The organism is Arthrobacter sp. TmT3-37 (genome assembly GCF_054510835.1).
On record NZ_JBTNDU010000011.1, the window covers coordinates 96,828 to 123,716 of the forward strand.

At 71.0% G+C, this 26,889-nt stretch carries 21 protein-coding genes; 5 read left to right on the forward strand and 16 right to left on the reverse strand.

Going from position 1 to position 26,889, the window contains the following annotated elements; all coding sequences use genetic code 11:
• Position 1: 1 nt before the first annotated feature.
• The 10 genes from thiD to ACX80U_RS13830 form a co-directional block, all read right to left on the reverse strand.
• The gene (thiD, locus tag ACX80U_RS13785) at positions 2–829 is read right to left on the reverse strand and encodes a bifunctional hydroxymethylpyrimidine kinase/phosphomethylpyrimidine kinase (RefSeq protein ID WP_208740490.1); all 828 of its coding nucleotides are present in this window, start codon (positions 827–829) and stop codon (positions 2–4) included.
• A gap of 4 nt (positions 830–833) precedes the next feature.
• On the reverse strand, positions 834–1,769 hold the full coding sequence (locus tag ACX80U_RS13790) for a TIGR01777 family oxidoreductase (protein ID WP_459268853.1): 936 nt from the start codon (positions 1,767–1,769) through the stop codon (positions 834–836).
• A complete protein-coding gene (locus ACX80U_RS13795; RefSeq protein ID WP_459268854.1) occupies positions 1,766–2,443 on the reverse strand; it encodes a hypothetical protein in 678 nt (225 codons plus the stop codon). Before ACX80U_RS13795 ends, ACX80U_RS13790 begins: the two co-directional genes overlap by 4 nt.
• Complete coding sequence (locus ACX80U_RS13800; protein WP_133080333.1) at positions 2,440–3,105, reverse strand: TetR/AcrR family transcriptional regulator; 666 nt, start codon at positions 3,103–3,105, stop codon at positions 2,440–2,442. The genes ACX80U_RS13795 and ACX80U_RS13800 overlap by 4 nt, the downstream gene beginning before the upstream one ends.
• A gap of 102 nt (positions 3,106–3,207) precedes the next feature.
• The gene (locus ACX80U_RS13805) at positions 3,208–5,001 is read right to left on the reverse strand and encodes a L,D-transpeptidase family protein (protein ID WP_459268855.1); all 1,794 of its coding nucleotides are present in this window, start codon (positions 4,999–5,001) and stop codon (positions 3,208–3,210) included.
• Positions 5,002–5,440: 439 nt separating this feature from the next.
• Positions 5,441–5,980, reverse strand: coding sequence for a hypothetical protein (locus tag ACX80U_RS13810; protein ID WP_459268856.1), 540 nt, complete (start codon positions 5,978–5,980; stop codon positions 5,441–5,443).
• A 146-nt stretch (positions 5,981–6,126) separates the two neighbouring features.
• The gene (gene tgt / locus ACX80U_RS13815; RefSeq protein WP_459268857.1) at positions 6,127–7,389 is read right to left on the reverse strand and encodes a tRNA guanosine(34) transglycosylase Tgt; all 1,263 of its coding nucleotides are present in this window, start codon (positions 7,387–7,389) and stop codon (positions 6,127–6,129) included.
• Positions 7,390–7,456: 67 nt separating this feature from the next.
• Complete coding sequence (locus ACX80U_RS13820; RefSeq protein ID WP_459268858.1) at positions 7,457–8,326, reverse strand: DUF6707 family protein; 870 nt, start codon at positions 8,324–8,326, stop codon at positions 7,457–7,459.
• Between the two features lie 105 nt (positions 8,327–8,431).
• Positions 8,432–8,971 (reverse strand): NUDIX hydrolase family protein, encoded by a 540-nt coding sequence (locus ACX80U_RS13825; RefSeq protein WP_133080337.1) that lies wholly within the window; start codon positions 8,969–8,971, stop codon positions 8,432–8,434.
• 95 nt (positions 8,972–9,066) lie between these two features.
• Positions 9,067–9,768, reverse strand: a complete 702-nt coding sequence (locus tag ACX80U_RS13830) for a VOC family protein (RefSeq protein ID WP_459268859.1) — start codon at positions 9,766–9,768, stop codon at positions 9,067–9,069.
• A 75-nt stretch (positions 9,769–9,843) separates the two neighbouring features.
• On the opposite strand from ACX80U_RS13830, the gene ACX80U_RS13835 reads away from it, so the two are divergent.
• Entirely contained in the window at positions 9,844–10,440 is a 597-nt protein-coding gene (locus ACX80U_RS13835; RefSeq protein WP_459268860.1) for a YdeI/OmpD-associated family protein, read from the forward strand.
• Here the strand turns inward: ACX80U_RS13835 and ACX80U_RS13840 are convergent.
• Positions 10,437–11,432 carry a glycoside hydrolase family 76 protein gene (locus ACX80U_RS13840; RefSeq protein ID WP_459268861.1) on the reverse strand — a complete coding sequence of 332 codons (996 nt, stop codon included), beginning with the start codon at positions 11,430–11,432 and terminating at the stop codon, positions 10,437–10,439. The genes ACX80U_RS13835 and ACX80U_RS13840 overlap by 4 nt on opposite strands.
• A gap of 141 nt (positions 11,433–11,573) precedes the next feature.
• Between ACX80U_RS13840 and ACX80U_RS13845 the strand changes: the two genes are divergently transcribed.
• From ACX80U_RS13845 to ACX80U_RS13860, 4 genes are all read left to right on the forward strand, one after another.
• Positions 11,574–12,359, forward strand: coding sequence for an SDR family NAD(P)-dependent oxidoreductase (locus ACX80U_RS13845; protein WP_208740498.1), 786 nt, complete (start codon positions 11,574–11,576; stop codon positions 12,357–12,359).
• 47 nt (positions 12,360–12,406) lie between these two features.
• Positions 12,407–13,570 carry an acyl-CoA dehydrogenase family protein gene (locus ACX80U_RS13850; protein WP_459268862.1) on the forward strand — a complete coding sequence of 388 codons (1,164 nt, stop codon included), beginning with the start codon at positions 12,407–12,409 and terminating at the stop codon, positions 13,568–13,570.
• 297 nt (positions 13,571–13,867) lie between these two features.
• The gene (gene ppc, locus ACX80U_RS13855) at positions 13,868–16,699 is read left to right on the forward strand and encodes a phosphoenolpyruvate carboxylase (protein ID WP_459268872.1); all 2,832 of its coding nucleotides are present in this window, start codon (positions 13,868–13,870) and stop codon (positions 16,697–16,699) included.
• A gap of 129 nt (positions 16,700–16,828) precedes the next feature.
• The gene (locus tag ACX80U_RS13860; protein ID WP_459268863.1) at positions 16,829–17,782 is read left to right on the forward strand and encodes an NADP-dependent oxidoreductase; all 954 of its coding nucleotides are present in this window, start codon (positions 16,829–16,831) and stop codon (positions 17,780–17,782) included.
• On the opposite strand, the gene ACX80U_RS13865 is transcribed toward ACX80U_RS13860, so the two are convergent.
• The 5 genes from ACX80U_RS13865 to ACX80U_RS13885 form a co-directional block, all read right to left on the reverse strand.
• Entirely contained in the window at positions 17,779–19,143 is a 1,365-nt protein-coding gene (locus ACX80U_RS13865; protein WP_459268864.1) for a tryptophan-rich sensory protein, read from the reverse strand. The two genes, ACX80U_RS13860 and ACX80U_RS13865, sit on opposite strands and share 4 nt — an antisense overlap.
• 19 nt (positions 19,144–19,162) lie before the next feature.
• The gene (locus ACX80U_RS13870) at positions 19,163–19,798 is read right to left on the reverse strand and encodes a DedA family protein (RefSeq protein WP_459268865.1); all 636 of its coding nucleotides are present in this window, start codon (positions 19,796–19,798) and stop codon (positions 19,163–19,165) included.
• A 62-nt stretch (positions 19,799–19,860) separates the two neighbouring features.
• Complete coding sequence (locus ACX80U_RS13875; RefSeq protein WP_459268873.1) at positions 19,861–20,769, reverse strand: RluA family pseudouridine synthase; 909 nt, start codon at positions 20,767–20,769, stop codon at positions 19,861–19,863.
• A 39-nt stretch (positions 20,770–20,808) separates the two neighbouring features.
• The gene (locus ACX80U_RS13880) at positions 20,809–21,627 is read right to left on the reverse strand and encodes an Fpg/Nei family DNA glycosylase (RefSeq protein ID WP_459268866.1); all 819 of its coding nucleotides are present in this window, start codon (positions 21,625–21,627) and stop codon (positions 20,809–20,811) included.
• The gene (locus tag ACX80U_RS13885; RefSeq protein ID WP_459268867.1) at positions 21,620–26,662 is read right to left on the reverse strand and encodes an Lhr family ATP-dependent helicase; all 5,043 of its coding nucleotides are present in this window, start codon (positions 26,660–26,662) and stop codon (positions 21,620–21,622) included. Before ACX80U_RS13885 ends, ACX80U_RS13880 begins: the two co-directional genes overlap by 8 nt.
• Positions 26,663–26,889: the final 227 nt, after the last annotated feature.

Genomic DNA, 26,889 nt, shown 5'->3' on the forward strand with positions numbered 1-26,889 from the left:
GCTAGCGGGACGACCGCGCGCCGCCCTGCCAGACGGCGTCGAACGGGGCATTCGATACGACGCGGTTGCGGATGCCCTCCGTGACGAACTCCTTGGCCGTGCGGGCAGCCTCGAGCGGGGCCGCGCCCTTCGCCAGTTCGGCGGCGATGGCTGCGGCGAGCGTGCAGCCGGCTCCGCTGACGGCGACCTCGCCGACCTTGGGAGCGGACAGGACCTCGAGGGTCTCGCCGTCGAAGTAGACGTCCACGGCGTCGGGTCCCTCGATCCGGACGCCACCCTTGGCGAGGACCACGGCACCGCTCTGGGCGTGGATGATGCGCGCCGCCTCCTCGAGGTCCGCCAGGTTCTCGATGGTGATGCCCGAGAGCGATTCCGCCTCGAAATGGTTCGGGGTGACGAAGGTGGCCAGCGGGAGGATGTTCGCCTTCAGTGCCTGGTCGGTGTCGAGCGCGGCCCCGGGCTCCTGCCCCTTGCAGATCAGCACCGGGTCGAGGACCACGTTGTCCCACGCCTGGCTCCTCAGCGCGGCCGCGACGGTGTCGATCGTCGCGGGGGTGCCGAGCATGCCGAGCTTGACGGTGGTGAGGGGGTAGCAGGACTGGATGGCCTCGAGCTGGTCGGCGATGACCTGCTGGTCCACGGGGACGAACCGGTGCTGCCACTCCTGCTTCGGGTCGAAGGACACGATGCAGGTCAGGGCTACGACGCCGTACACGCCCAGCTCCTGGAACGTCTTGAGGTCGGCCTGCGCACCGGCGCCGCCCGTGGCCTCGGAACCGGCGATGGTCAGGGTGACGGCTGGGGACGGGGAAGTCTGGGTCTCGGACATTTCCCTAGTGTGCCCGAACCGGCTCCGGCGCGGCCACCCGATCCCGCCGGAGGATGTCGTCGAGCGCCGGGCCGAGGGTGGGGTAGTCGAAGGTGAAGCCCGCGTCGAGCAGCTTGCGCGGGGACACCCACCGGCTCTTGAGGACCAGTTCCGCCTCCGTCCGGATCAGCACGCCGCCGAGGTCCAGGAGCCACGCCGGGGTCGGCAGGCCCGCGGGGACGCGCAGGCGCCTGCGGACGGCGGCCATCAGCTCGGCGTTGGTCACGACCCCGGGGGCCGCGACGTTGACGGGCCCGCTCAGCGAGCGCGTTTCGACGAGAAACGTGATGGCGCGGAACAGGTCGTCGAGGTGGACCCAGCTGAACTTCTGCGTCCCCGCGCCCATCCGGCCACCCAGGCCGAGCCTCGCCAGGTTCCGGAGCGGCGTCATCACGCTGCCCGGACCGAGCACGATCGAGATGCGCAGCGCCACCTTCCGGACGTCCGGGACGTCGGCGTCGGCGAGTGCCTGTTCCCAGGCCCGTGCCACCGACACCGAGAAGCCCGAGCCGAGGTCGCCGTCGTCCTCCGCCTGCGGCCGGTCCGTCGCGTGCCGGTAGATGGTGCCCGTGCTCGCGTTGATCCAGACCGGCGGCGGCGTGCCGCCCTCCGCCCGGCACAGCGCGAGGGCGCGGCCGAGTTCCTCGGTGGTGCCGACGCGGGAGGAGAAGATGGCGTCCGCATTCCGTCTGTTGTAGCGGCAGTTCACGCTGCGCCCGGCGAGGTTGACGAGGGCGTCCGCGCCGTCGAGGGCATGGGCCATGGCGGCCGTGTCGCCCCAGACCGCCGGGCCGGCCCGGCCGACCGTCCGTACCTCCACCCCCGCCTCGGTGAAGCGGCGGACCAGGTGGCTGCCGATGAATCCCGATGCTCCAGCGAGGACTACTGTGGTGATGCTCATTGCACGCGGACCAGCTTCCAAACACTCGCGCGGGCGAAAGCGCCCACGCCTCCGATGATGAGGGCGACCGGGAGGTTCTCCAGCACCGACCTCGAGGGCGACAGCAGGGCGATCAGGGCCAGGGGGACGAGGGTGAAGGCGGCGAAGAAGACGCCGATGTGCACCCACTGGTTCGTCACCGGGCGCAGCAGGAGCCCGACGAGGATGCCGAGCGGCAGCCCCGTGACCAGGCCGATGCCGAGCCCGTACCAGAGGGCCAGCACGAAGACGCCGGGTGCGTCCGCGCCCCAGGGGAGCGCGAAGACCAGGGCGAGCGTGACCAGGCCCACGAGGAACCCGACCGCCACGGCTCCCGCGCCGAACGTCACGCGGCGGGGCGGAAGCCCGGCCCCGTCGTCGGGCGTCCCCTCGTCGAGTGTCCCGTCCGGTGCCCCGTCGTCGGGCGTCCCCTCGTCGAGTGTCCCGTCCGGTGTCCGGTCGTCGGGCGTCCCCTCGTCGAGTGTCCCGTCCGGTGTCCGGTCGTCGGGCGTCCCCTCGTCGAGTGTCCCGTCCGGTGTCCGGTCGTCGGGCCTCCCCTCGTCGAGTGTCCCGTCCGGTGTCCGGTCGTCGGGCCTCCCCTCGTCGAGTGTCCCGTCCGGTGCCCCGTCGTCGGGCGTCCCCTCGTCCGCGCTCACTGCCGTGTCCCACGGATCAGCTGGACGATGTCCTCGACGATCTTCCGGACGACGGGAAGCCGCGAGAGGATCACGAGTTTGGACAGGAGCGGCGCGGCCTGGTCGATGAGGCGGCGGGTGCGGACCTGGCGGGGCGAGGAGTCGTACACCCAGAAGAGGGTGATCGCCATGTAGGCGTACCAGAGGAGCTCCGGGAGGTCGTCGCGGATGGCGAGCGGTGGCTGGGGCCTCGACAGCGAGACGGCGTGCCGGAAGAGGGAGATGGCACGGGCACGGGCGACGGCGGATTCACTGCCGAAGGGACTCGTGGTGGCCGAGGGCTTGATGGCGATGCTGATGAAGTTGGAACCGAAGTCGTGGTACGGCGCCAGGACGTCGACGCCGGTGTTGAGGACCACCCGCAGGAGCTCCCCGAGGTTCTGCCCCTCGCGGAGCAGCGGCAGCGCGAGCGCCCGGTGCTCCTCCTGCAGGCTGCGGTATAGCTCGTGGACGAGATCGTCCTTGGAGGCGAAGTAGTAGTACGCGCTTCCGGTGGAGACCTCGGCCGCGGAGGCGATGGCCCGCATGGTGGTCTTCTCGTACCCGTTCTCGCGGAACAGCCGGAGCGCCGTCGACACCAGCAGCTCCCGGGTCGCTTCACTCTTGGCTGTCGGCGTCGGCATTCTACTCCCATTCGAACATGTTCAATTCGGAGTCTAGCCCGAAACTGAACATGTTCAAACAGGAGGGTGAGGCGCCGTGCGGCCCGTTTCAGGGAGCCGCTGCTACCGGAACAGGTCCGAAGCGACGCCCATGATGATGCGGTCCCCCGGCGTGGACTTCCTGAGGTAGTCCTCGACCGCCCAGTCGTCGAGCGCGATGCACCCGGCGGTCGGAGCCTTGTTCTCATGCAGGAAGATGGCGAAGCCCGCGTCCTGGACGATCGCCGAGTCCGGCGGCCGGTTGTAGTTGATCACGGCGCCCTGCCGGTAATCGTGCGTGGCCCGGGTCGCGAAATACCACATGTCCTCGTCGTACCCCGTCCACGCGGAGGACTCGAAGTACTTGTTGTAGGTGGCCGTGTAGGGGTTGCCGCCCCAGCGTGAGCGGGGGTTCAGCGTGCGGTAGGGCAGCGCGGTGCCGGGGTTGCCCAGGCCGAAGGCCTCGGTCACGGAGTAGGACCCTGTGGGGGAATAGTTGAAGCGGGTCGGCCCGGACGGGACTCCCGGCCTCCTGAAGCCGCTGGATCCCACCCTGGCATCGGTCGTCCAGTCGGTGACATACGTTCCCGCCACCTTCTGGCAGTACACGGCGCTGGCGGAACTCTGGCCGTACCCGCCGGCGATGGTGAGGAGGACCCTCTTCGCCCCGCCCGTCGGGTACCTGGAGCGTCCGTCGTTCAGCGTGGTGCATGCGGTGTGCCGGTGATCCCGGCCGCCGGAGCTCTTCCAGGAGATGTACCCGCCCTGGAAGGGCTGGACACATTCACCGCCCTCGCAGCGCTCCGGCGTCTGGGGGTAGCCGAGGTAGCTCAGGTGCCAGCCCATCGATTCGTACTTCGCTCTCATCCCTCCGCGGACGGGTTGGGACCCGGTTGCGGGGGACCAGAAGATCACGCCTCCCTGGAACCACTGGTAGCAGCCACCGTTGCGCTGTCCGCAGACCTCGGCTTCCAGCGGGTAGCCCAGGTAACCGGTGTGGGCGCCCAGATTCTCGTGACGGGCGCGGATATCGCCGTTCGTCGAGTGTCCGCCGGTCGCCGGGGACCAGTAGGTCGAGCCGCCCTGGTACTTCTGGACGCAGCCACCGTTCAGCTGCCCGCACACCTCGTTGTCGAGGGGATACCCGAGTACACCGTTCTCCGCGCCGCGGGCCGCCCAGGCGGCGAGCATCCCGCCGCGGCTGACGTGGGCGCCTGTTGCTGCCGACCAGGAGATCACCCCGCGCTGGAAGGTCTGCTTGCAGCCGGCCGATCGCAACCCGCAGGTCTCCCTGGACGTCGGGTAACCGAGCCAGCCGTTCTCCGCCCCGGTCCGTGAGTATGCGCCGCCGATGGCTCCGGGGGTCCATACTCCGAAGGCGCCGGACGACGCGGACCACAGGATCCGGAGTCCGCCGAACTCCTGGGCGCAGCCGTTGTCCCGCGTGCCGCATACCTCGGCCGAGGACGGGTAGCCGGCCGCAGCGTAGCCGCCGTACCGGTTGTACAGCGCGCCACCGACGGCGCCCCGGGTCCATACCTGCTGGTGCCCGCCCACCCTGCTCCAGGTGAGATCGATCCCGCTGGAGAACCGCTGGGAGCAGCCGCCCACGGTGCACCGCTCGTCGGTCACCGGATAGCCGACGGCGGCCAGGCCTCCGGTGGCTGCCCACCGGGGGCCGGTCCTGCCGGAGGTGAACAGTACTGCGTGCGCTCCGGTGGAGGGGGTGTAGTGGATCTCTCCGCCGACGAAGGTCTCCACGCAGCGTCCTGCTGCGGTGCAGGACTCGTCGGAGGTCGGTTCGCCCAGCGGCCCGGCAGCACCGCCGAGATCCCGCCACTTGGCGGCGATGCCTCCGATGGGAGTGAAAGGACCCACGGCCGCGGCGCTGACCCCGGGGTCCGGTATTGCCGTCGGGTAGGTGGTTCCTGCAGGTCAGGCACCGCCGGTGCGGCACTCTCCGGTGGGATTTCAGGTCCGGGGCCGGGTACTTCATCACCGGGCTCGGCCGTGGCGGTCGGGACGGGGCTCGTCGCCACTCCGGCCAGCGGAGGCTCGGGCGGAGCCGATTCCGCGGTCGACGGCTCCGGAACCGCGTCCGGGCCTGCAGGCGCAGGTGTCCGCAGCGCGCCAGCAGGGGGAGTCGTGTCCGGATCCGCTGGAGCCTGCGCCGGGGGAGTCGGTGCGGGGGTCTGCTCCGCGACCGGAGGGGGAGGGGCGGGCGCTGCGACCGCGCCCGGAGCGAGCCCGGAGAGAAGGAGCGCGGCCAGCGAGACGACAGCGAGTGCGCGCGCCGGAAGGGACGTGGATAAAGTGTTCACCGGAAGACGACCGCCTGACATGTGGAGGGTGCCGGGGCCTCGGCGAAGGCATCAGCGCGGACTTCGATCGTGCCGCCGGCTGGTACTGCTTGCTGGATCCTCGTGCGGCCGGCCACGCTGCTGGTGCTCCCGACTGCGACGACGACAGAGAACGTCACTGGGGTGTCGGCCGTATTGGTCAGCGTCCCGGAGAAGGACCAGACGCCGGCTGCATCCGCCGTGCACACCACGTCGCTCAGGGAATCGTTGGCGATGGCGGTCGGATTCGCCGGCACCGACTCCCTGCTGGTCTCCAGGGTCGCCTCGACGCTCGGTCCGGGATCGGGGGACGCAGGTGCCGGCAGGTCCGTCCCCGTGGCGTCGGCGGCCGACGTCGTCGCCGCGTCCGGCGATGCGGGCATCGTCCCGGGCGACGTCGAGGCCGCCGACGGTCCTGAGGCCGGCACATCGGGCGCATCGGCAGGTGGCGGCGTGCAGCCGGAAAGGGCGATGACGCCCAGTGCCACCCCCCAGAGAAGCCCCCCGACACTCCGCATTCTTCCCCTATTTCCCGCGGTGAACTTCTCGTTCGGGAACCAGGGGCTTCTGACCGGGAAGGTTGTACAGCCGGGCATTATCAGCGATCGTCCGCGGTGCGGTCCAGATTCGGTAACGATCCCGCACGATCTGCGGGGAAGGAGGGTCAGGCGTAGTACCGCCCCAGCACGTCGGCCTTCAGGTCGTAGAACGTGCCGTCCTCGATGGCGGCCCGGGCGTCGTCGACCATGCGCACCACGAACCGCTCGTTGTGGATGGAGATCAGGGTCGCGGACACCATCTCCTTCGCCTTGAACAGGTGGTGGATGTAGGCGCGGGTGTAGTGCGTGCAGGTGTAGCAGTCGCAGCCCTCGACGAGCGGCGTGAAGTCCCGCTTGAAGCGCGCGTTCGAGAGGTTCCACCGGCCGTCCGGCGTGTAGAACGCGGAGTTGCGGGCCACACGGGTGGGGGAGACGCAGTCGAACGTGTCGGCGCCGTTCTCGATGCCGGTGAAGAGGTCGTCGGGCTCGGAGATGCCCAGCAGGTGGCGGGGCTTGTCCTCGGGCAGCTCGTCGCTGCACCAGCCGAGGATCGTCCCGAGGTTCTCCTTCTCCAGCGCCCCGCCGATCCCGAAGCCGTCGAAGTCCATGGCGCCGAGGTCCGCCGACGCCTTCCTCCGGAGGTCCTCGTACTGTGCGCCCTGGATGACGCCGAACAGGGCCTGGTAGGGGCGGTGACTGCGTGCCGCGGTGAGGCGCTCGTGCTCCGCGATGCAGCGCAGCGCCCAGAGCCGCGTCCGTTCCAGGGATTCCTCCTGGTAGCCGCGCGAGTTCATCAGGGTGGTGAGCTCGTCGAACGCGAACATGATGTCGGCGCCCAGCTGGTGCTGCACCTGCATGGAGATCTCCGGGGTGAAGCGGTGGCGGTCGCCGTTGAGGTGGGACTTGAACCAGACGCCGTCGTCGTCGATGGAGGCCAGGCGCTCCTTGCCCACGGCGACGCGGTCATCGGCGCCGGCCTTGTCGGCGTCGACCGGGACGTCCATGGTGATGACCTTCTTGAACCCCGAACCGAGGCTCATCACCTGGAAGCCCCCGGAATCGGTGAAGGTGGGGCCGGGCCAGTTCATGAAGGCGCCGAGCCCGCCCGCCTCGTCGAGGATGTCCGCCCCGGGCTGAAGGTAGAGGTGGTAGGCGTTCGCGAGCAGGGCCTGCGCGCCGAGGTCCGCCATGGCTCCGGGGAGCACGGCCTTGACCGAGGCCTTGGTCCCGACGGGGATGAAGGCCGGCGTCCGGATCTCGCCGTGCGGGGTGGTGATGGTCCCGGTGCGTCCGTGCCGCCGCCCGCCGGTCCCGGCTCCCGGCGTCGTCTCCTCGAGGCGGCTGCTGACGGAGAAGGAGAACGAGGACTGCTGGGACTGTGGATGCACCACCCTATTTTGCCAGTCCTTTTGCCAGTCCTTTTGCCAGGCCGCGGCGCTGCTCGTGTCCGGGTGCCTACCGGCCGGCGAGCTGTGCGTTGAGGGAACCGACGGCGGCGAGTTCGGCGGCGATCCGCCGCTCGAGCACGTCGCGGCCCAGGGTCTCCGACCCGCCGTGCGCGCGCAGGTAGAGCAGCACGCCGATGCGGAGGACCCGCCAGTCCCGCTCGACGTCGATCGTGCCCGCCGAGGACGCCCGGAGGATCTCCGGGTCGTAGACGTTGGGCTCGTTGAGCTGGCGCTGCCGGTACATGGCGGCCGTCTTCGCGCGCAGCGGGTCCGTCTCGGCGTCGTCCGCAGCCCGGATGGCCGCGGAGTACCGGGCGGAGCGCGCCTGGTCGTGCCGGGTGAGGTAGGCGGCGATCGCGAGGCCGCCCTCGATCCACTTCCACCGCCCGAAGTTGCCGTCGAACGGCAGCTCGGCCAGCAGGTCGGCGACGGTCAGCGCCGCGGCGGTGTCGCCCTCGTCGACGAACAGCGCGAGCGCGAGCTGGTGCAGGTCCTGGAGGTTGCTCCCCGACTTGAGGTTGATGCCGCGGGCGAGGCGCCCGGCGATCTCCTGGACGGCGCCGCTGTCGGCATGCGCCTGGGCGATCTGCGCGACGAGCGCTTCGGGCGAGCCGTGGTCGGCGGCGACCGCCGAGGCGCCGAGCTCGGCGTCGGCCGGTTCCAGGTAGACCATCGAGCCGGTGGCGATGGACACCCGGCGTCCTCCCGCCACGGTCGCGAGAACGAGTGCGGGCACGCCGAAGTCGTCGTTCTCCACCTCGACGGCGGTGACCTCCGCCGTCTCCTCGCCGTCGGGGAGCGCCAGGACGTCCCCCGCCACGAGCACCTCTGCCGGAACCGCGCGCAGCCCGGTCCTGTCCACCCTGTTCACCATCATGTACGTCGTGCCAACCTCTGCCAGTAACCCCGTGGATGTCCTCCGGCGCCCCAGCGCGCCCGTTTCACGATACGGTAACGCGGACCCCGGCGGGTTCCTCCGTGGCTAGCGGCCCCACCCGGCATGGGCCAGGGCCTGACGCAGCAGGTCGGCACGGCCACCGGAGAATTCCGCCTGGATGGACGGGCTGAGCGCCTCGGACGGGGTGAGCCAGGACAGCTCCAGGGCGTCCTGGCGCGGGTTGCACTCGCCCGTCACAGGGATGAGGTACGCGAGGGCGACGGCGTGCTGGCGGTCGTCGGTCAGCCCGGTCTCCGAGGGGGAGGGGAAGTACTCGGCGATCGTGAAGGGCAGGGGCGACGGCGGCAGCTGCGGGAGGGCGAGGGGCCCGAGGTCCTTCTCGAGATGGCGCAGGAGCGCCGCCCGGATGGTCTCCCGGTACATCACACGACCGGAGACGAAGGTCCGCACCATCTCGCCCTGCTCGTTGGCCTGCAGCAGCAGTCCCACCTCGTTGACGTACCCGAGGGCGTCGCACCGGACGGGGATCGCCTCCACGTAGACCATCGGCAGGCGGCGGCGGGCCTCGTACAGATCGTCTTCGGAGAGCCAGCCCGGATTGGGGTCAGGGGTGCGTACGTTCATACACCAGTTCTATAGCAGACCCCCACCCGGCGACAGGCGGCGCGCTGTTCTTCGGCCCGTGGCTGAATCCGCCGGCCCGGTGCCGCCCCGACGATTCAGTCGTGGACGTCCTGCTGCCGGCCGTCGATCCGCACCACGGCGCCCCACGGAGCACGGAGGCGGAGCGACGACCTCCGGCCCCCGCCGACGACTCCGGCGTCGACGCCGGCAGCCGTCAGGCCCGCGACGAGGTCCCGCACGTCGCCGTCGTGCTCGAAGGCCATCCCCACCCCGGGGCGCTCCCGCAGTTCCACGGTCACGAGCCCACCGTTCTTGGCACGGAAAGCGCGCCCGGTGCCGGCGTCCGAACCGGCCCGGGGCCGGGCTCCGATGTCCTCCAGCACCCGGACGGCGGATCCCACGTCGGGCGTCTGCCAGCGGGCGAGGACCGAGAGGGACGACGCCGGCGCGGTCGTCTCGCGCGGGCCCGCGGCGGCGAGGAGGGGAGTCCCGTCCGGGGCGATGATCCGGGCGGTGGTGCCGTGGTGTCCCTCCACCAGGTCCACGGGCGTGCCGGCGGCGATGGTCCGTCGCGCGAACTCCCGGACGTCCGAGACGTCGAAGGCGAGGCTCACGCTGCCGTCCTCGGGGCTGCCGGAGGCGCAGGGGTGCAGGGCCACGCGACCGCTGCCGGCGTCGAACACCTCCTGCGCACCGTCCGGGAGTGCCCCCCGGGAGGAAGCCAGTCCGAGCGCGTGGAGGAAGTCCCGCGCGGCGGTCGGGTCGGAGGTGTGGAGGATGGGTCGGACGCGGAGCATCAGGTTTCCTTCGGAGCGGTGCGGGAATGGCGGGGCCCGGTTCCCGAACGGCCCGGGTAGCCCTAGGGTGGTCGCATGAAGGCCGAACTGCCGGAACTCCTGCTGCCCGACGCGCTCGCCTGGCGCGGCTGGCTCGAGGCGAACCACAAGTCCTCGCCCGGTGTCTGGCTCATCGAGCACAAGAAGGGCGGGGACACCACGCTGCTGACCTATGCGCAGGCGCTCGATGAAGCGCTGTGCTACGGCTGGATCGACGGCCAGGCCCGCTCGCGCGACGGGGGCAGCTACTTCCAGCGGTTCACGCCGCGCGGCCCGCGCAGCATCTGGTCGGCGCGCAACCGGACCTACGTGGACAGACTGCGTGCGGAGGGCCGCATGTGTGCAGCGGGCGAGAGGGCCGTCGCGGCAGCGCAGGAGGACGGCAGGTGGGAGCGCGCCTACGCCGGACCCGCGACGGCCGAGGTGCCGCCGGAGCTGATGGCGGCCATCGAGGCCGACGACGCCGCGCTCGCCACCTTCCGCACCTTGTCCTCCCAGAACCGCTACGCCCTCATCTTCCGCCTGACCCAGCTCAGGACGGACGCCGCGAAGGAGCGGAACATCGCGAAGTTCGTCGCCATGCTCTCCCGCGGGGAGACCTTCTATCCCCAGGGCAGGAAGCAGGTCGGTTAGCGGCACCGCGTCCCGGCTTCCAGTACCATCCACGCCTGGAGCTGCGAGGACAGGCTGACCGGCCCGTCCTGCCGGGGCGGGAAGACGAGCATCGACCGGTCGACGGCCAGCCGGTCGGCCCAGATCCGGTCCGCGGTCGCCCCGAGGAGCGCGCGTGCCGTCGCCGCGGCCGTCCCCCCGATGTCCGCCGACACCGCCTGCGCCAGATAGCGCGCGAGGATCCCCGTGAAGAGTCCGCCATCACCCCCCGGGCCGAGCGGCAGCACACCGTCGTCGTCCGCGATGCCCCGGGCGACCGCCTCCACCAGGTCCGCCGCGTGCCGCAGGTTCTCCGGACCGCCGACCGCGACGAGCGCGCCCAGCACGGTCCCCTGGTTGTAGGTGTGCAGGGACCGCTCCACCCGGCCGTCGGCCTTCACGCCGTCGAGGTAGAGCCCGGTGCCGGGATCGAACAGCCGGTCCCTCAGCCAGTCGAGCAGTTCCTGCGCCCGGGCGCCCTCCCCGCCGCGTGCGAAGAAGAGGGCGGCGGGCGCCGTGGTGGGGGTGTTCTTGTAGTCCCGGGTGGTGTTCCAGTAGACCCCGCCGCCCAGGTCCTCCGTATGGGCCGACCGGAGTGCAGCCCCGAGGACGCGCACGCGGCGCCGGGGCCGCCGTCGACCCTCCATCGCATCGAGGCGCTGGAGGGCCAGCGCGAGCCAGGCCATGTCGTCGTAGTAGAAGTTGCGCCATCGTCCGCCGTTGCGCAGCCACACGCCGCGGGCCAGCTTCCGCGCCTCGGAGAGGGCATCCCCGGTGGGATCCCGGAGGTGCTCGTCGAGGAGGCAGTCGAGGAAGTGCGCCTGCCACCAGTAGTGCCAGTGGTTCCGGGCGCCGGCCGGTGGCGGGAAGGCGATGGCGCCGAGCCGCGTCCCGGGGACGCGGAGGCTCCGCCGGGCGAACAGGTGCCGGACGCTCTGCGCGGCCTGCGAGGCCGCCTCGTCAGGGATGGGCATGTGACCACCCTAGCCACACCAGGAGGGGTCCTGGTTGGGCAGGATGCGCAACCGATCGCCGTCCGGGTGCGCAGTGGGCCACGTCACAGTACGCTGGGCCGAAGGACCGACGGCGGTCCTCGCCGGGCGGAAGGATCAGGCATGGACATCAGCGGAGCGGTCGCCCTCGTCACGGGCGGGGCCTCGGGACTCGGTCTCGCCACCGCCCGCAGACTGTTCGACGACGGCGCGTCGGTGCTGCTGGTCGACCTCCCGCAGTCCGCCGGGACCGACGCCGCCGCGGAACTCGACCCCTCGGGGGACCGGGTCCGCTTCGTCGCCGCCGACGTCGCCGATCCTGCCCAGGTCCAGGCGGCAGTCGCCGCGGCCACAGAACTCGGCCCGCTGCGGATCGTCGTCAACTGCGCCGGCATCGCCACGCCGGGCAAGGTCCTGGGACGGGACGGGGTCCTGCCGCTCGAACAGTTCGCCCGCGTCATCACCGTCAACCTGGTCGGCACCTTCAACGTGATCCGGCTCGCAGCCGAGGCGATGGCGGCCACCGCCACGGTCAGCGGTCTCGGAGGATCCGAGGAGCGCGGCGTCATCATCAACACCGCCTCCGTCGCCGCCTTCGACGGCCAGATCGGACAGCCTGCGTACTCGGCCTCCAAGGGCGGCGTGGCCGCGATGACCCTGCCCATCGCCCGGGAACTCGCCCGCTCCCTGATCCGCGTCGTGACGATCGCCCCGGGCATCTTCGAGACACCCATGATGGCGGGCCTGCCCCAGGAGGCCCAGGATTCCCTCGGCGCCCAGGTCCCGCACCCGTCCCGCCTCGGCAAGCCCGTCGAATACGCCGCGCTCGCCGCTCACATCGTCGAGAACCAGATGCTCAACGGCGAGACGATCCGCCTCGACGGCGCCATCCGCATGGCGCCGAAGTAGCTCCACCGCACTACCCCCGGTCTCAGCTCGATCGAAAGGACGGCTCGATGGAGAGCCCGCTGCCCACCGCCGATTTCCTCGGCTTCGAGTCCCTCCTGGCGACCTCCGAACGGGAGAAACTCCAGGACGTCCGGGACTTCCTCGCCAAGGACGTCTCGCCGCGCGCCGTCGAATGGTGGAACCGGGCCGAATTCCCGCACGAACTCCTGCCCGGGCTGGCGGCGCTGAATCTCAGCACGCCCGTTCAGCAGGGGTACAGCCACCTGTTCAGCGGACTGGTGATCGCCGAGCTCACCCGCGCCGACACCTCGATCGCGACGTTCTTCATGGTCCACCACGACCTGTTCGTCGAGGCCCTGCACACCTTCGGCAGCGACGACCAGAAGGCGCGGCTCCTGCAGGACGCAATGGACCTGAGGATCACCGGCGCCTTCGCCCTGACCGAACCGGAGCACGGGTCCGACGTCGCCGGTGGCATGACGACCACCGCCACGCGCGACGGCGACACCTGGGTCGTCAACGGCGCGAAGCGCTGGATCGGCAACGGGACGTTCTGCGACTACATGCTGCTCTGGGCGCGCGATACCGAGAGCGGCGGAGTGCGCGGCTTCATCCTCGACGCCACGCTGCCCGGTGTGACCCGGACGGCGATCGCCAACAAGACGGCGCTGCGGACGGTCCAGAACGCCGACGTCACACTGACCGACGTGCGCATCCCGGAGGCGGACCGCTTCGCCGGTATCGAGTCCTTCAACGACACCCGGCAGCTCCTGCTGGGCTCACGGATCCTCGTCGGCTGGCAGGCCGTCGGCCAGCAGCTGGCCGCGTTCGACGTCGCCCGGCAGTACGCCCTCGAGCGACACCAGTTCGGCCGACCGATCGCAGGGTTCCAGCTCATCCAGGACCAGCTCGTCACCATGATGGGCAACACGACGGCGAGCCTCGGCGTCATGGCGCGCATCGCCGAGCTGCAGGGGCAGGGTGCCTCCGACATGGCGCAGGCCGCCTTCGCCAAGTCCTTCACCACGGCCCGAATGCGGGAGACCGTCGCGCTGGGACGGGGGATCCTCGGCGGCAACGGCATCGTGACCGATTACGGGATGGCCAAGATCTTCGCGGACGCCGAGGCGGTCTACACCTACGAGGGGTCCTACGAGATCAACAGCCTGATCGTGGGCAGGGCGCTGACGGGCATCTCGGCGTTCGCCTGACCCGGTGCGGCGACGGCGGACGCGAGCTGCGGCTTCCTGCACGCGTTTTGGGCGGGAAGTGCGTGTCGGGCGGCGACACGCCGTCGTCCGCGCCGTTCGGCTGATCGATGCCGTGCACGAACCCGCGGTGGGCGCGGGCCGGGCCGCCCCAGGCCGCAGCAGGGCGGCGCCGGCGTTCACATGACGGACGTGGTGAGGCCCACGCCACATCACTGGGTAGTATCCCAACAGCAATCCGTCGTATCCAGTGCCGCATACGCCCCGTTTTCCGTGCCCTGAAAGCAGGCTGTTGTGACAGTGCCCCTCGAAGTGTCCCCCGCGCGTGCCGCCGACCAGTTCAGCGAGACGGTGGGGGACATCAGTTCCGACCTGCGCGCCGATGTCCGGCGCGTCAGCACCCTCCTCGGCGAGTCCCTCGTTCGGCAGCACGGACAGGAGCTCCTCGACCTCGTGGAGCGGGTACGCCTCCTCACGAAGCAGTCCAAGGAGTCGGGCAGCGGGGACGACGCCGCCGGGCGCGCGGCACTCGCCGAGCAGGTCCGCGAACTCCTCGCGGCCCTGCCCATCGGTCAGGCCACCGAACTGGTCCGGGCCTTCGCCGCGTACTTCCACCTCGCCAACGCGGCCGAGCAGGTGCACCGCGTGCGCGGCCTGCGGACGCGTTCCGAGGAGGACGGCTGGCTCGCCCAGACCGTCTCCCGCATCGCGTCCGACGCCGGTCCGGAGGCTCTCGCCGACGTCGTCCGGGAGCTCGACGTCCGCCCCGTGTTCACGGCCCATCCCACCGAGGCGTCGCGCCGCTCCGTGCTGGACAAGCTGCGCCGCCTGTCCGACATCCTCGCGGAGTCAACAGTGGAGGGATCCCAGCAGCGCCGCCGGCAGGACCGACGGCTCGCCGAGGTGATCGACCTCATCTGGCAGACCGACGAGCTGCGGCAGGTGCGGCCCACGCCGATCGACGAGGCCCGCAACGCCATCTACTACCTGGGGAACATCCTCACCACCTCGATGCCGGAACTGCTGGAGGACCTCTCGGACCTCCTCGCGGATCACGGCGTCGCCCTTCCCGCGGGTGGCGCGCCGCTGAGGTTCGGGTCGTGGATCGGCGGTGACCGGGACGGCAACCCCAATGTCACGGCTTCCGTGACCCGCGAGATCCTGCAGATCCAGAACCAGCAGGCCGTCCGCATCGCCATCCACTTTCTCGACCGGCTGATCTCGTCGCTCTCGTCGTCGACCACGATCGTGGGTGCCTCACCCGAGCTGACGGCGTCGATCGAGAAGGATCTCGCCAACCTGCCACGCCTCGACAGGCGTGTGCTGGAACTGAACGCCCAGGAGCCGTACCGGCTCAAGCTGACCTGCGTGAAGGCGAAGCTGCTCAACACGGCGGCGCGTGTCCAGCAGCAGACGGCGCACGAGCCCGGCCGCGACTACAACGACACCGCCCAGGTCCTGGCCGACCTCGAGCTCGTGGGGGACTCGCTGCGGCGGAACGCGGGGGGCCTGGCCGCCGACGGAGCCCTCGCCACGGCGTCGCGCGTGATCTCCTCCTTCGGCCTGCACCTGGCGACCCTCGACATCCGCGAGCACGCCGACATGCACCACGACGTCGTCGCGCAGCTCGCCGACCGGCTCGGCGAGCTGGAGGTCCCCTACCTCGACCTGGACCGGGAGGGGCGCCGCCGGGCGCTGTCCCGCGAGCTGGCCTCGCGGCGACCGCTGGCGGCGGTCAACCCGCCGCTCGACGACGGCGCGCGACGTACCTTCGACGTCTTCCGCGAGATCGCCTCGGCGCTGGAGACCTACGGGCCGGACGTCATCGAGACCTACATCGTCTCCATGACCCGCGGCGCCGACGACGTCCTCGCCCCCGTGGTGCTGGCGCGCGAAGCGGGCCTTCTCGACGTGGTCGGCGACGGCTCGGGCGGCCCGGACTCCGGTGCCTTCGCGAAGATCGGCTTCGCCCCGCTGCTCGAGACGGTGGACGAGCTCCGCGTCTCGGCGGAGATCGTGGACACCCTCCTGTCCGATCCGACGTACCGCGAGGTGGTGCGGCTCCGCGGCGACCTGCAGGAGGTCATGCTGGGGTACTCCGACTCCAACAAGGAGTCCGGCGTGCTCACGAGCCTCTGGGAGATCCACAAGACCCAGCGGCGCCTGCGCGACGTCGCCGCGAAGCACGGTGTCCGCCTCCGCCTGTTCCACGGGCGTGGGGGGTCGGTGGGCCGCGGTGGCGGCCCGACGTACGACGCCATCCTCGCCCAGCCGAACGGCGTCCTCGAGGGCGAGATCAAGTTCACCGAGCAGGGCGAGGTCATCAGCGACAAGTACTCGCTCCCGGCCCTGGCCCGCGAGAACCTCGAGCTGTCCCTGGCCGCGGTCATGCAGGGCTCCGCCCTGCACCGCACGCCGCGTACGTCCGACGACGAGCGCGGCCGCTGGGCCGAGGTGATGGAGACGGTCTCCGATGCGGCGTTCGCGCGGTACCGCTCGCTCATCGACCACGAGGACCTGCCGGCGTACTTCCTCGCGTCGACGCCCGTGGAGCAGCTCGGCTCGCTCAACATCGGCTCGCGCCCGTCCAAGCGGCCCGACTCCGGCAGCGGGCTCGGCGGACTCCGCGCCATCCCCTGGGTGTTCGGGTGGACGCAGTCCCGGCAGATCGTCCCGGGCTGGTTCGGCGTCGGCTCCGGCCTGCGCGCGGCGCGGGAGGCGGGGCACGAAGGGCTGCTCGCCGAGATGCTCGGCCGATGGCACTTCTTCCGTACCGTCGTCTCGAACGTGGAGATGACGCTCGCCAAGACCGATCTCGAGATCGCCGCGCATTACGTCGAGGCCCTCGTGCCGGGCGACCTGCAGCACCTCTTCGGCGTGATCCGGGAGGAGTACGAGCTGACCCTGGCCGAGATCCGGCTGCTCACGGGCGAGCACGAGCTGCTCGACGACCAGCCCGTGCTCAAGCGCTCCCTCGCGGTGCGCGACCAGTACCTCGACCCCATCTCCTACCTGCAGGTGGAGCTGCTGCGCCGCGTGCGGGCAGAGGCCGGCGAGCCCGACGGGCAGCTGCAGCGGGCCATGCTGATCACCATCAACGGCGTCGCCGCGGGGATGCGGAACACGGGCTGACACGCGGCCCGGGCACCGCCAGTCGTGGCGCCCGGAGATGCCTCGCCGGAATACCCGCCGGAGGGTGCCGGTTGCCGCCTCTGGAAGCCGAGAAGCAGGCCTCAGGGCCGGTTCAACCAGAGGAGCACCATGAAGGCAGTGTTTTACGAGCGGTACGGCGATCCCGACGTCCTCCAGTACGGCGAACAGCCCGACCCGAAGGTCGGACCGGACTCCGTGCTCGTCGAGGTCCGTGCGGCCTCGGTCAACCCGGTCGACTGGAAGATCACGGGCGGTCACCTCGATGGCGCCCTGCCCACCCACTTCCCGGTGGTCCCGGGCTGGGACGTCGCCGGCGTCGTCGTCCAGCCCGGCCCGTCCGTCACCGAGTTCCAGGCCGGCGACGAGGTGATCGGCTACGTCCGGATGGACACCGTCGGGCTGGGGACCTTCGCGGAGCAGGTGGCTGCTCCGGTCCGGACGCTCGCCCGCAAGCCGCGCAACGTGTCATGGGCCGAAGCCGCCACCATGCCGCTCGCCGGGCTCACCGCCTACCAGGCCCTCCGGGCCGTCGGTGCAGGGGAGGGCGATACCGTGCTCGTGCACAACGGTGCCGGCGGCGTGGGGACCTACGCCATCCAGATCGCCACTGCCTGGGGCGCGCGCGTGCTGGCCACGGCGTCCGAGAAGAACCACGACTTCCTGCGTTCTCTCGGTGCCGAGCCGCTGACCTACGGCGAGGGACTCGCGGACCGCATCACCGTCGCGGCTCCCGAGGGGCTCGACGCCGTCGTCGACTTCGTGGGCGGGGACGACCTGCCGGTCTCCCTCGAGCACCTGAGGACTCCGGGGCGGGTAGCCTCCGTGGTCGATGCAGGGATCAAGGACGAGGGCGGGCGCTACATCTTCGTGCGGCCCGACCCGGAGGACCTGCTGGCCCTGACCGAACTCGTGGAGGCCGGCAGCGTGAAACCCGTCCTCGCGGAGACCTTCCCGCTGGAGCGCGCGGCAGACGCCTTCCGCAGCAGCATCGAGGGACACGTGCGCGGCAAGATCGCCGTGACCGTCGGCGACGAGGGCCAGGCGGGCCTGCCGGCCGCCTAGTAGCGCGTGTCCTCGTAGTCGTCGCCGAGGAGGTCGAGGGGTTCGCGCTGTGCGTCCTCCTCGGCACGGAGCCAGCGGCGGTACGCGTGGTCCACGCGGTGCCGGCGGGAGCCCGCGGTGATCAGCAGCAGGAAGATCGCCATGGCGGACACGAAGGCGACGTCGACCGCGAACGGCTCGCCGAGCATGCGTTCGACGGCGATCCACAGCAGCCCCCAGCACGTCGCGGCGGCTACCGAGAGCCGGCCCCGGTCCGTCGAGCACACCACGGCCGCTGTCATGAGGACCGTGATGATGCCGAGGATCGCCCAGGTGGTGCCCTTCCACCCGAACAGGTCGATCCCGGTGGCCGTGAAGAACGCCGCCGCGTTGGCCGCCGTCGCGACGAGCACCCAGCCGAGATAGAGACCGATCGGCGTGTCGACGGCAGCTCCTTCGAACCGCGTCTCGCCGGGGTGGTCGTTCAGGGTCTGGATGGCCACCAGCAGCGCGAAGAACAGCAGCAGGATGACCACGAGGCTCAGCACCGGCTGGTCGGCCTGTGCGCTGAGGATCCAGGCGAGGTTGAGGAGCATCGAGGCCGCGACGGTCCAGCCGAGCCTCCGGTGCCGCTCACGCCGACGCTGTGCCGGCAGCCACTGGAACACCGTGTACGCCACGAGGCCCGCGTAGATGACGCTCCAGATGGAGAAGGCCGCCGACGACGGCGCGAGCAGTGTCGCGTCCGGGGCGAACGCTCCGCCGGCGGCGTCGCGGATGGACGGACCGCCGAAGGCGCCGACGCCCGCTGCGGAGCCCAGGATGCAGGCCACGGCGCACAGCGTCACCGCGGACTGCCGGACGAGATCCGGGTCCCATGAACCGACGTGGCGGACGGCGGCACCCCCGTGGCGGCCGAGCGCCTTGCCTGTCACGCCCGCGGCGACCCGCGCTTTGTCGGCGGCGACGCGGAGACGCTCCGCGGAGGCACCGGCCCTGTCGCGGTCCCCGCCGGTCGACCCCGTCACGGCGCGGAGCGCCTCGCGGGCAGCTCCCGTGGCCGATCCCACGATCCCGGGTAGCGACCGCCGTCCCGAGGGCGGACCGTCGACCGGCGCCCGATGCCCTGCTTCCTGGTGCGCCGTCGCCCGGTGCGCCGTCGCCTGATTCGCCGTCGCCTGGTTCGCCGTCGCTCGGGCGCCGGTGCCCGATGCTGCTTCGCCCGATGCGGCTCCGCCCGATGCTGCTTCGGCGGGACCGTCGTCCATGGTCGCCGTGGTCGCCGTGGTCGCCGTGGTGCGCGGCTGCGCGGCCTTCAGCCGCTCGAGGACACCTGCCGTGCCCGACCGCGGCTCCTCGACCGGGGCGTCGGAGGCTGCCATCGGGGGCCGAACCGGCCTGTCAGGGAGCCTGGGTCCCGGGTTCGTCGGGGTGCTCATGCGCTTTTTTGGCCTTCCGGTGTTTCTTCAGGGCGAGGACTGCCGCCGTGATCGCTCCCACCAGCGTACCGACAGCCATTCCCAGCAGTGCACTGACCCCTGCCGGCAGCCCCGTGGACGCGCCCGCGACGAAGCCGAGGCCGACCAGCCATGCCGTCCACAACACACCTCCCGCTGCCGCCGCGAGCATGAACGGCCGGAGTGGGAGCTCCGCGATCCCGGCGGCGGCCATGCTCGCCGTCCGACCGCCGGGGAGGAAACGCACGGCGACGACGGCCGCGTAGGTGGGCGAGGTGCCGGCCTTGTCGATGGCCCTGCGCAGACCGCGATGGACGGAACGGCCCCATCGGAAACGGTCGAGGAAATGCGTGAGCTTGCGCCGGAACAGCAGGAAGATGGCGACGTCTCCGAGCCAGCTGCCCGCGAACGCGGCGACGAGCGCGAACGGGAGGAGGAGCATACCGTGGGCCGACATGGTCCCGGCGCCGATGACCATCAGTTCCGAGGGCACGACCGGAAGCACCACGTCGACGAAGATGACGGCCACCATGACGAGGAGGTAGAGCGGTGCAGGAATGTCGGTACCGGGCAGGTCCACGCTGCAAATCTACCGTCCGCGCCCCGGATCCGGACCGGGATCTCCGAGGGTGCGAGGGGACGTCAGGCGAATTCGGCGAGGGTGAGTCCGGAGGTGAACCGCCGGTCCGAGCCATCCAGGGGGTCGGTGAACGCGATGCTGTGCGCCAGGAGCTGCAGCGGCCTGCCGTAGTCGTCGGGTGCCTGCGGATGCAGGACGGGGTAGAACGGGTCGTTGATGATGCCGAGTCCGAGCGACGCCATGTGGAGCCGGAGCTGGTGCGTCTTCCCGGTGTGCGGTTGCAGCCGGTACAGCCCCAGGTCGCCGCGCCGGTCGATCAGGCTGACCGTGGTGAGCGTGTTCGGGGGGCCCTCGACCTCCTGGGCCAGGAGATAGGTGCGGGATTTCACGATCCGGCTCCGGACGTCGAGTGGTTCGGCGTCGAGGCGCAGCTCGGGCCGCACGGGTGCCACCGCACGGTACTCCTTGGTGATGCGTCGGTTCTCGAAGAGGAGCTGGTAGGCGCCGCGGGTCCCGGGATCGATGGAGAACATGAGGATCCCGGCCGTCATGCGGTCCAGCCGGTGCATGGGGATGAGGTCCGGCAGGCCGAGTTCCACGCGCAGCCGCACGAGCGCCGACTCGGCGACGTACATGCCGCCGGGCGTGGTGGGCAGGAAGTGCGGCTTGTCGACGACGAGCAGGTGGTCGTCCCGGTGCAGGATGGACAGCTCCACCGGGAGGCGGTCCTCGACGGGCAGCTCGCGGTAGTACCAGACGAAGGTGTGCTCACCGAGGGGGGTGGAACGGGTCAGGACCTCGCCGCCGAGCGCCACCACCTCGCCGCGGTCGAAGCGTTCGCCGATGCCCTCGGGGTCGACGTGGTCGAACCGGTCGAGGATGTACTCCAGCGCCGTCTCCCACGGGCCCTCGGAGGGCAGGCGGAGCCGGGTGGCATTGACGCCGTTGCGCACGGGCAGGGGTGACGCCATGGCCATCAGCGCGCCGGCCGTTCCGTTGCATCCACTCCGTCAGGGTAGTGCCCGTGCATCTGCCATCTCCAATCGGGGCTGGCAGTGCGGGCAGTAGTACAGCTCGCGCAGCTCGGTGTCCGAGTCGCCGAGCTGCTCCAGCGCCACGGGGGTGCCGCAGCGCAGGCAGCCCCGCCGGGAACGCCCGTAGACCCACAGGGTATTGCCCCGCAGCTGCCCGGTGGTGGCACGGGTACTGCGTTCCTTGTTCGCCTCGAGGAGCTTCTTGGAGAGCTCGACCATGCGCGGGAGGTTGGGCACCTCGGCCACCGGGGTCAGCGGGTGGACTCCGGCGAGGAAGCACAACTCGCAGCGGTAGACGTTGCCGATGCCCGCGAGGTTGCGCTGATCGAGCAGCGCCAGGCCGATGGGCCGGTCCGGCTGTTCCCGCAGGCGGCGCAGCGCTTCATCGGGGTCCCAGTCGGGCCCGAGGAGGTCCGGTCCGAGGAACCCGACGGCGTCCTCCTCCTCGGCGCGCGCGATGACACGCAGGAAGCCGAGTTCGAACCCGACGACGACGGCGTCCTCCGTCCCGAGGATGCACCGTGCCTTGAACGCGGGTCTCCGCCACTTCTCCCCGCGGGCGTAGACGTGCCAGAGGCCCTCCATCTTGAGATGCGAATGGATGTCCCAGCCGTCGTCGCCCCCGCCGCGGATCAGCAGGTGCTTCCCGCGGGCGACGACCTCCTGCACCGTGGAGCCGGTGAAGTCGACCGTGGCGAAGCGCGGGACCCGGATGTCGCAGCGGGTCAGGACCTTCCCAGCCAGCGCCCGGTGCAGCTCGCGCGCCGCCCGCCAGACGGTATCCCCCTCAGGCACGGATCCTCAACCCCCTCGGCGTCGTGTAGAAGCCGGCATCCGCGAGTGCCCTGCCGATGTCGGTGTCGAGGATCTCGCCGCCGTTGACCTTCTCGAGGGCCATCTTGTCCGCAGCACCCCGTCGGATGACCGTCACCAGCGCCAGCGCGGCCGCGCGCAGCACGTCGACGTCCTCGGTGAAGGTCAGGAGGGTCTTTCCGCCCCGTTCGACGTACAGCGCGAGGGCGCCGTCGACGAGCACCACGAGGGCGCCGGCCTTCCGGCCTGCCCGGTGGCCGCCGTCGGCCTGCGGCCAGCCGAGGGCCGCACCGTAGGGGTTGGCGGGGTCCGTGGCGGCGAGCGCGACGGCCTTCCTCGGAGGGGCCTCCCCGCCGAGGACGTCCTGCGCCGTGGGCAGCTGGTTGTCCGCACTGAAGGAGCGCAGGCGGTCCACCGTGGCGGGCACGGCGAACTGGGCGGCGCCGAGCTGCTCGATGAAGTAGCCCCTCCTGCACCGGCCCATCTCCTCGAGCCGCGCCAGCACCTTGTACATGAGCCCGAAGCCACCGGGGATACCTTCGTTCCCCACGGCGCCGCGCGTCACTACGCCATACCGGTCCAGCAGCAGCTCGGCCTGGGCGTGCGCGTGCAGTGTGGTCTCGGACTCCGTGGCGGGCAGCATGTTCCAGCGTCCGGCCGCCAGGGGAGGGGTGGGTCGCTGGTAGCCGCCGCCGGCACCGTCCGCTGCGTTCAGCCGCATCGAAGCGCCCGTGAGCGACTTCCCGGGAGCCCGGCCCAGCCTGCCCGCGCGGGAGGTGCGGGCGCGCGCCGGTACGGCTTTCTGCTTGTGTGCGGTCTTGCCGTTGGCGAGGAGCGAGCGCACCGGGGTGAAGGTGTCGTTACTGATGCGGCCGGCCCACACGAGGTCCCAGAGGGCGGTGACCACGGCGGTGTCTGCGACGGGCTCCTGCACGTCCAGCAGGTTGGTGAGCTGCCGGAGGAAGTATCCGCCACCCCCGGAGAGGGAGTCGAGCAGCGCCGTGTGCAGGGCGGACGGTTCGAAGGTGGGGTCGGGGCGCAGCGTGAGGGACGCGTTCTCGGCCAGGTGCAGGGCGATCCAGCCGTCGTTCCCGGCGAGCGAGCCCGCCCCGGACCACAGCACCTCGCCCGTGGCCGTCAGCTCGTCCAGCATCGCGGGCGTGTAGTTGGCCACGCGCTGTGCCAGGATCAGTGGCTCCCAGGCGGAGGCCGGGATCGGCACGCCGGAGAGCTGGTCGATCACCGTGATCACGCCGTCGAGCCCGCGGAGGTTCGATCCGATGTGCTGCCACGCCGGGAGGAACCTGCCGTACGCGGACGGGTCCACCGGTTCCACCTCCTGGCGCAGCGCTGCGAGGGATCGGCGGCGGAGGCGGCGGAGCACCTCGGCGTCACACCATTCGCTCGAGGCGGGGGTGTGCACGGTGATGGTGCCCGGTGCCGCCCCGGATTGGGCGGAGATGTCGAGCACGGGCGTCGCTTCGGCGGGCCTGAACTCGCCCTCCACCACGCGCCCGGCGCCGGCGAGCCGCTGCAGGGCTCCGGCGACGACGGCGACGCCGAGGCCCAACCGGGCGGCGGCCTCCGCTGCGGTGAACGGACCGTGGGTGCGGGCGTAGCGGCCCACGAGGTCTCCGAGGGGATCGGCGACGGGTTCGATGAATGCGAGCGGGATACCCATGGGAAGGGGGACGCCGATCGCGTCGCGCAGGCGGGCGGCATCCTCGACGGCGGAGATGCGTTCCGCCCCGGCGATGTTGACGGTCAGCGCACGGTTCGCCTTCACCAGGGCGGCGACGTGCCCGCGCACCACCTCGGGGGAGGCCCGGCCCGGGGTGGGCGCGGGCTGCGTGGTGGTGGCGAGCAACTCCTCGTCCGTGGGCTCCTCTCCACCGGCACTGATGTGATCGATGCCGTCGGTACCGATGCCGTCGGCGCCGTTGCCGTGGGTACCAGCCCCATGATCGGCCATCTGCAGGGCAGCACTCGGTGCGGCGGGGTCCTGCCCTGCGGACCGACCCGCAGCGGGTCGGTCCTCCCCGGGAGCCTCCAGCCGCTGGCTGATCTCCTCCACCGTCAACGGGCCGAGGAGCCGCAGCAGATCCGCGACACCCTCCAGCCCACGCGCCAGCCGGTCCGGCTTCAACCGCTGGAGCTCCAGCTCCGTCTCGGCGATCACCCGGGCGTCCAGCAGCTCACGGAGCTCGGCGCGCCCCAGCAGCTCGTTGAGGAGGGTGGGATCGAGGGAGAGAGCAGCGGCACGCCGCTCGGCGAGCGGGGAATCGCCCTCGTAGAGGAAGGACGCCACATAGCCGAAGAGCATGGACCGGGCGAAGGGGGAGGGCTGCTGCGTGGTCACCTCCACGATGCGCAGTTCCCGGCGTTCGAGGGACGCCGCGAGCTCCTTCAGGGCAGGGAGATCGTAGACGTCCTGCAGGACCTCGCGGACGGTTTCGAGCACGATGGGGAAGGTGGGGTACTTCTTCGCGACGTCCAGCAGCTGCGCGGAACGTTGACGTTGCTGCCACAGCGGTGATCGTTTTCCGGGATTCTGGCGCGGCAGCAGGAGGGCGCGCGCTGCGCATTCCCGGAAGCGTGACGCGAACAGGGCCGAGCCGCCCACCTCTGCGGTGACGATGCCGTCGAGTTCCTCGGCGTCGAAGAGGAAGAGGTCCGCTCCGGGGGGTTCGTCGTCCATGAGCGGTACCCGCAGCACGATGCCGTCGTCGGACGCCATCGCGGAGCCGTCCATGCCGTAGCGCTGCTCGAGCCGCGCGCCGACCGCCAGGGCCCAGGGGGCATGCACGGGCATGCCGAAGGGGCTGTGCAGCACCACGCGCCAGTCGCCGAGCTCGTCGTGGAACCGCTCCACCACCAGGGTCCGGTCACTCGGGACCACTTCGGTGGCCTCGCGCTGCTCCGTCAGGTAGGTGATGAGGTTGCCGGAAGCCCAGTCGTCCAGTCCGATCCTCGCGCAACGCTCTTGCGCCTGCTCCACGGTGCCACCGGACATCTCCCGGTTGAAGGCGCCCAGCGCCCGGCCGAGTTCCACGGGCCGACCCAGGGAATCACCCTTCCAGAACGGCAGCTTGCCGGGCTGCCCGAAGGCGGGGGAGACCAGCACACGATCGTGCGTGATCTCCTCGATCCGCCAGCTCGTGGCGCCGAGTGCGAAGACGTCGCCCACGCGCGACTCGTAGACCATCTCCTCGTCGAGCTCGCCGACGCGGCGGCCGCCGGCACGCGGACCCTCGCCCTCCGAGCCGACGAGGAACACCCCGAAGAGGCCCCGGTCCGGGATGGTGCCGCCCGAGGTGACGGCCAGGCGCTGCGCACCGGGCCGGCCGGTGATGGTGCCCTCCACGCGGTCCCAGATGATGCGGGGGCGCAGCTCGGCGAACTCGTCCGAGGGGTACAGGCCCGCGAGCAGATCGAGCGTGGCATCGAACGCGGATCGCGGCAGCGTGGCGAACGGGGCCGATGCGCGGACGACGTCGAACCATTCCTCGACGTCGATGGTGCCCAGCGCCGCGGCGGCCACGGTCTGCTGGGCGAGGATGTCCAGCGGGTTGGTGGGGATGTAGAGGGGCTCGATCTTCCCCGCGAGCATGCGCTCCACCGTGACCGTGGTGTTGACGAGGTCCCCCCGGTGCTTGGGGAACAGGACTCCCTGCGAGACCTCGCCCACCTGGTGCCCGGCGCGGCCCACGCGCTGCAGGCCACTGGCCACGGAGTGCGGTGACTCGACCTGCACCACGAGGTCCACGGCGCCCATGTCGATCCCGAGCTCCAGCGAGCTGGTCGCGACGACGCAGCGCAGGCGTCCCGACTTGAGATCGTCCTCGATGAGTGCGCGCTGGTCCTTGGACACCGAGCCGTGGTGGGCCCGGGCCAGGAGCGCCTCGGCGCCGGCGCTCTGGCCCGCCTGCGCCATCATCTGCGCCGGGGTTGCAGTGGTGTGCGCGAACGACGGCGAGCTCGCGGCTGGTTCGGCGGCGTCCGGCATGCCACCGGCGGCCCAGGCGGCGTCGCGTTCCAGGCGTTCGGCGTGGATCTCGTTGAGCCGGGCGGTGAGGCGCTCGGCGAGCCGCCGCGAGTTCGCGAACACGATCGTGGACTGGTTCGCCTCGATGAGGTCCACGATCTTCTCCTCCACATGCGGCCAGATGCTCGCCTGCGGTACGGCGTCGCCGTCGTCGTCGGTGTTGGCCGCAGCTCCGCCGAGCTCCGTCATGTCCTCGACGGGCACGGTGACGGTGAGATCCCACTGCTTCTTCGACGGCGGCGCGACGATCTCCACCGGTGCGTTGCCGGAGAGGAAGCGGGCCACGGTCTCCTTCGGCTCCACCGTGGCCGAGAGACCGATGCGCTGCACCGGCTTCTCCAGCAGTGCGTCGAGCCGCGCGAGGGAGACGGCGAGGTGGGCTCCGCGCTTGGTCCCGGCGACGGCGTGCACCTCGTCGATGATGACGGTGTCCACCTCCATCAGCGTCTCGCGCGCCTTCGAGGTGAGCATGAGGAACAGCGATTCGGGGGTGGTGATGAGGATGTCCGGGGGGCGCGTGAGCATCGCGCGGCGCTCGGCCTGTGGGGTGTCGCCCGAGCGGACGCCCACGGTGATGCTCGGCGCGGGCAGTCCGAGGCGCTTCGCCGTCTGCGTGATGCCGATCAGGGGCGCCCGCAGGTTCCGCTCGACGTCGACTCCGAGGGCCTTCAGCGGCGAGATGTAGAGCACCCGGGTGCTGCGCTTCGGCTTCTTCGGCAATGCCTTGCCGCCCTTCGCCGCAGGCTCGGGGGCGTCGGGATCGCCGCTGCCCTCACCGGAGGCGATCAGCCGGTCCAGCGCCCAGAGGAAGGCGGCGAGGGTCTTGCCGGATCCGGTGGGCGCGACGACGAGGGCGTTCGACCCGGCGGAGATCGCGGACCAGGCGCCCTCCTGGGCCGGGGTGGGCTCGGCGAAGGCGCCCGCGAACCACTCGTGGGTTGCGGGGGTGAACCTCGTCAGTACCTGCGTCACTTCTTCATTCTGCCCCAGCGCACCGACACTCCATCCGGTGCCGCCGCACCGGACCGCGTCCTGCGACAGGCAGGGGGAGAGGGAGTACGTTGCGTAGGACGGCGGACGGAACGAACGACGGAACGAACGACGGAACGAACGACGGAACGAACGACGGAACGAACGACGGAACGAACGACGGAACGAACGACGGAACGAACGACGGAACGAACGACGGAACGAACGAC

Excerpts from the sequence above, each read along its gene's own strand:
- thiD (WP_208740490.1), bottom strand. The coding sequence starts at position 829 with ATGTCCGAGACCCAGACTTCCCCGTCCCCAGCCGTCACCCTGACCATC.
- ACX80U_RS13790 (WP_459268853.1), bottom strand. The coding sequence starts at position 1,769 with ATGAGCATCACCACAGTAGTCCTCGCTGGAGCATCGGGATTCATCGGC.
- ACX80U_RS13800 (WP_133080333.1), bottom strand. The coding sequence starts at position 3,105 with ATGCCGACGCCGACAGCCAAGAGTGAAGCGACCCGGGAGCTGCTGGTG.
- ACX80U_RS13810 (WP_459268856.1), bottom strand. The coding sequence starts at position 5,980 with ATGCGGAGTGTCGGGGGGCTTCTCTGGGGGGTGGCACTGGGCGTCATC.
- ACX80U_RS13820 (WP_459268858.1), bottom strand. The coding sequence starts at position 8,326 with ATGATGGTGAACAGGGTGGACAGGACCGGGCTGCGCGCGGTTCCGGCA.
- ACX80U_RS13825 (WP_133080337.1), bottom strand. The coding sequence starts at position 8,971 with ATGAACGTACGCACCCCTGACCCCAATCCGGGCTGGCTCTCCGAAGAC.
- ACX80U_RS13830 (WP_459268859.1), bottom strand. The coding sequence starts at position 9,768 with ATGCTCCGCGTCCGACCCATCCTCCACACCTCCGACCCGACCGCCGCG.
- ACX80U_RS13835 (WP_459268860.1), top strand. The coding sequence starts at position 9,844 with ATGAAGGCCGAACTGCCGGAACTCCTGCTGCCCGACGCGCTCGCCTGG.
- ACX80U_RS13840 (WP_459268861.1), bottom strand. The coding sequence starts at position 11,432 with ATGCCCATCCCTGACGAGGCGGCCTCGCAGGCCGCGCAGAGCGTCCGG.
- ACX80U_RS13845 (WP_208740498.1), top strand. The coding sequence starts at position 11,574 with ATGGACATCAGCGGAGCGGTCGCCCTCGTCACGGGCGGGGCCTCGGGA.
- ACX80U_RS13850 (WP_459268862.1), top strand. The coding sequence starts at position 12,407 with ATGGAGAGCCCGCTGCCCACCGCCGATTTCCTCGGCTTCGAGTCCCTC.
- ACX80U_RS13860 (WP_459268863.1), top strand. The coding sequence starts at position 16,829 with ATGAAGGCAGTGTTTTACGAGCGGTACGGCGATCCCGACGTCCTCCAG.
- ACX80U_RS13865 (WP_459268864.1), bottom strand. The coding sequence starts at position 19,143 with ATGGCAGCCTCCGACGCCCCGGTCGAGGAGCCGCGGTCGGGCACGGCA.
- ACX80U_RS13875 (WP_459268873.1), bottom strand. The coding sequence starts at position 20,769 with ATGGCGTCACCCCTGCCCGTGCGCAACGGCGTCAATGCCACCCGGCTC.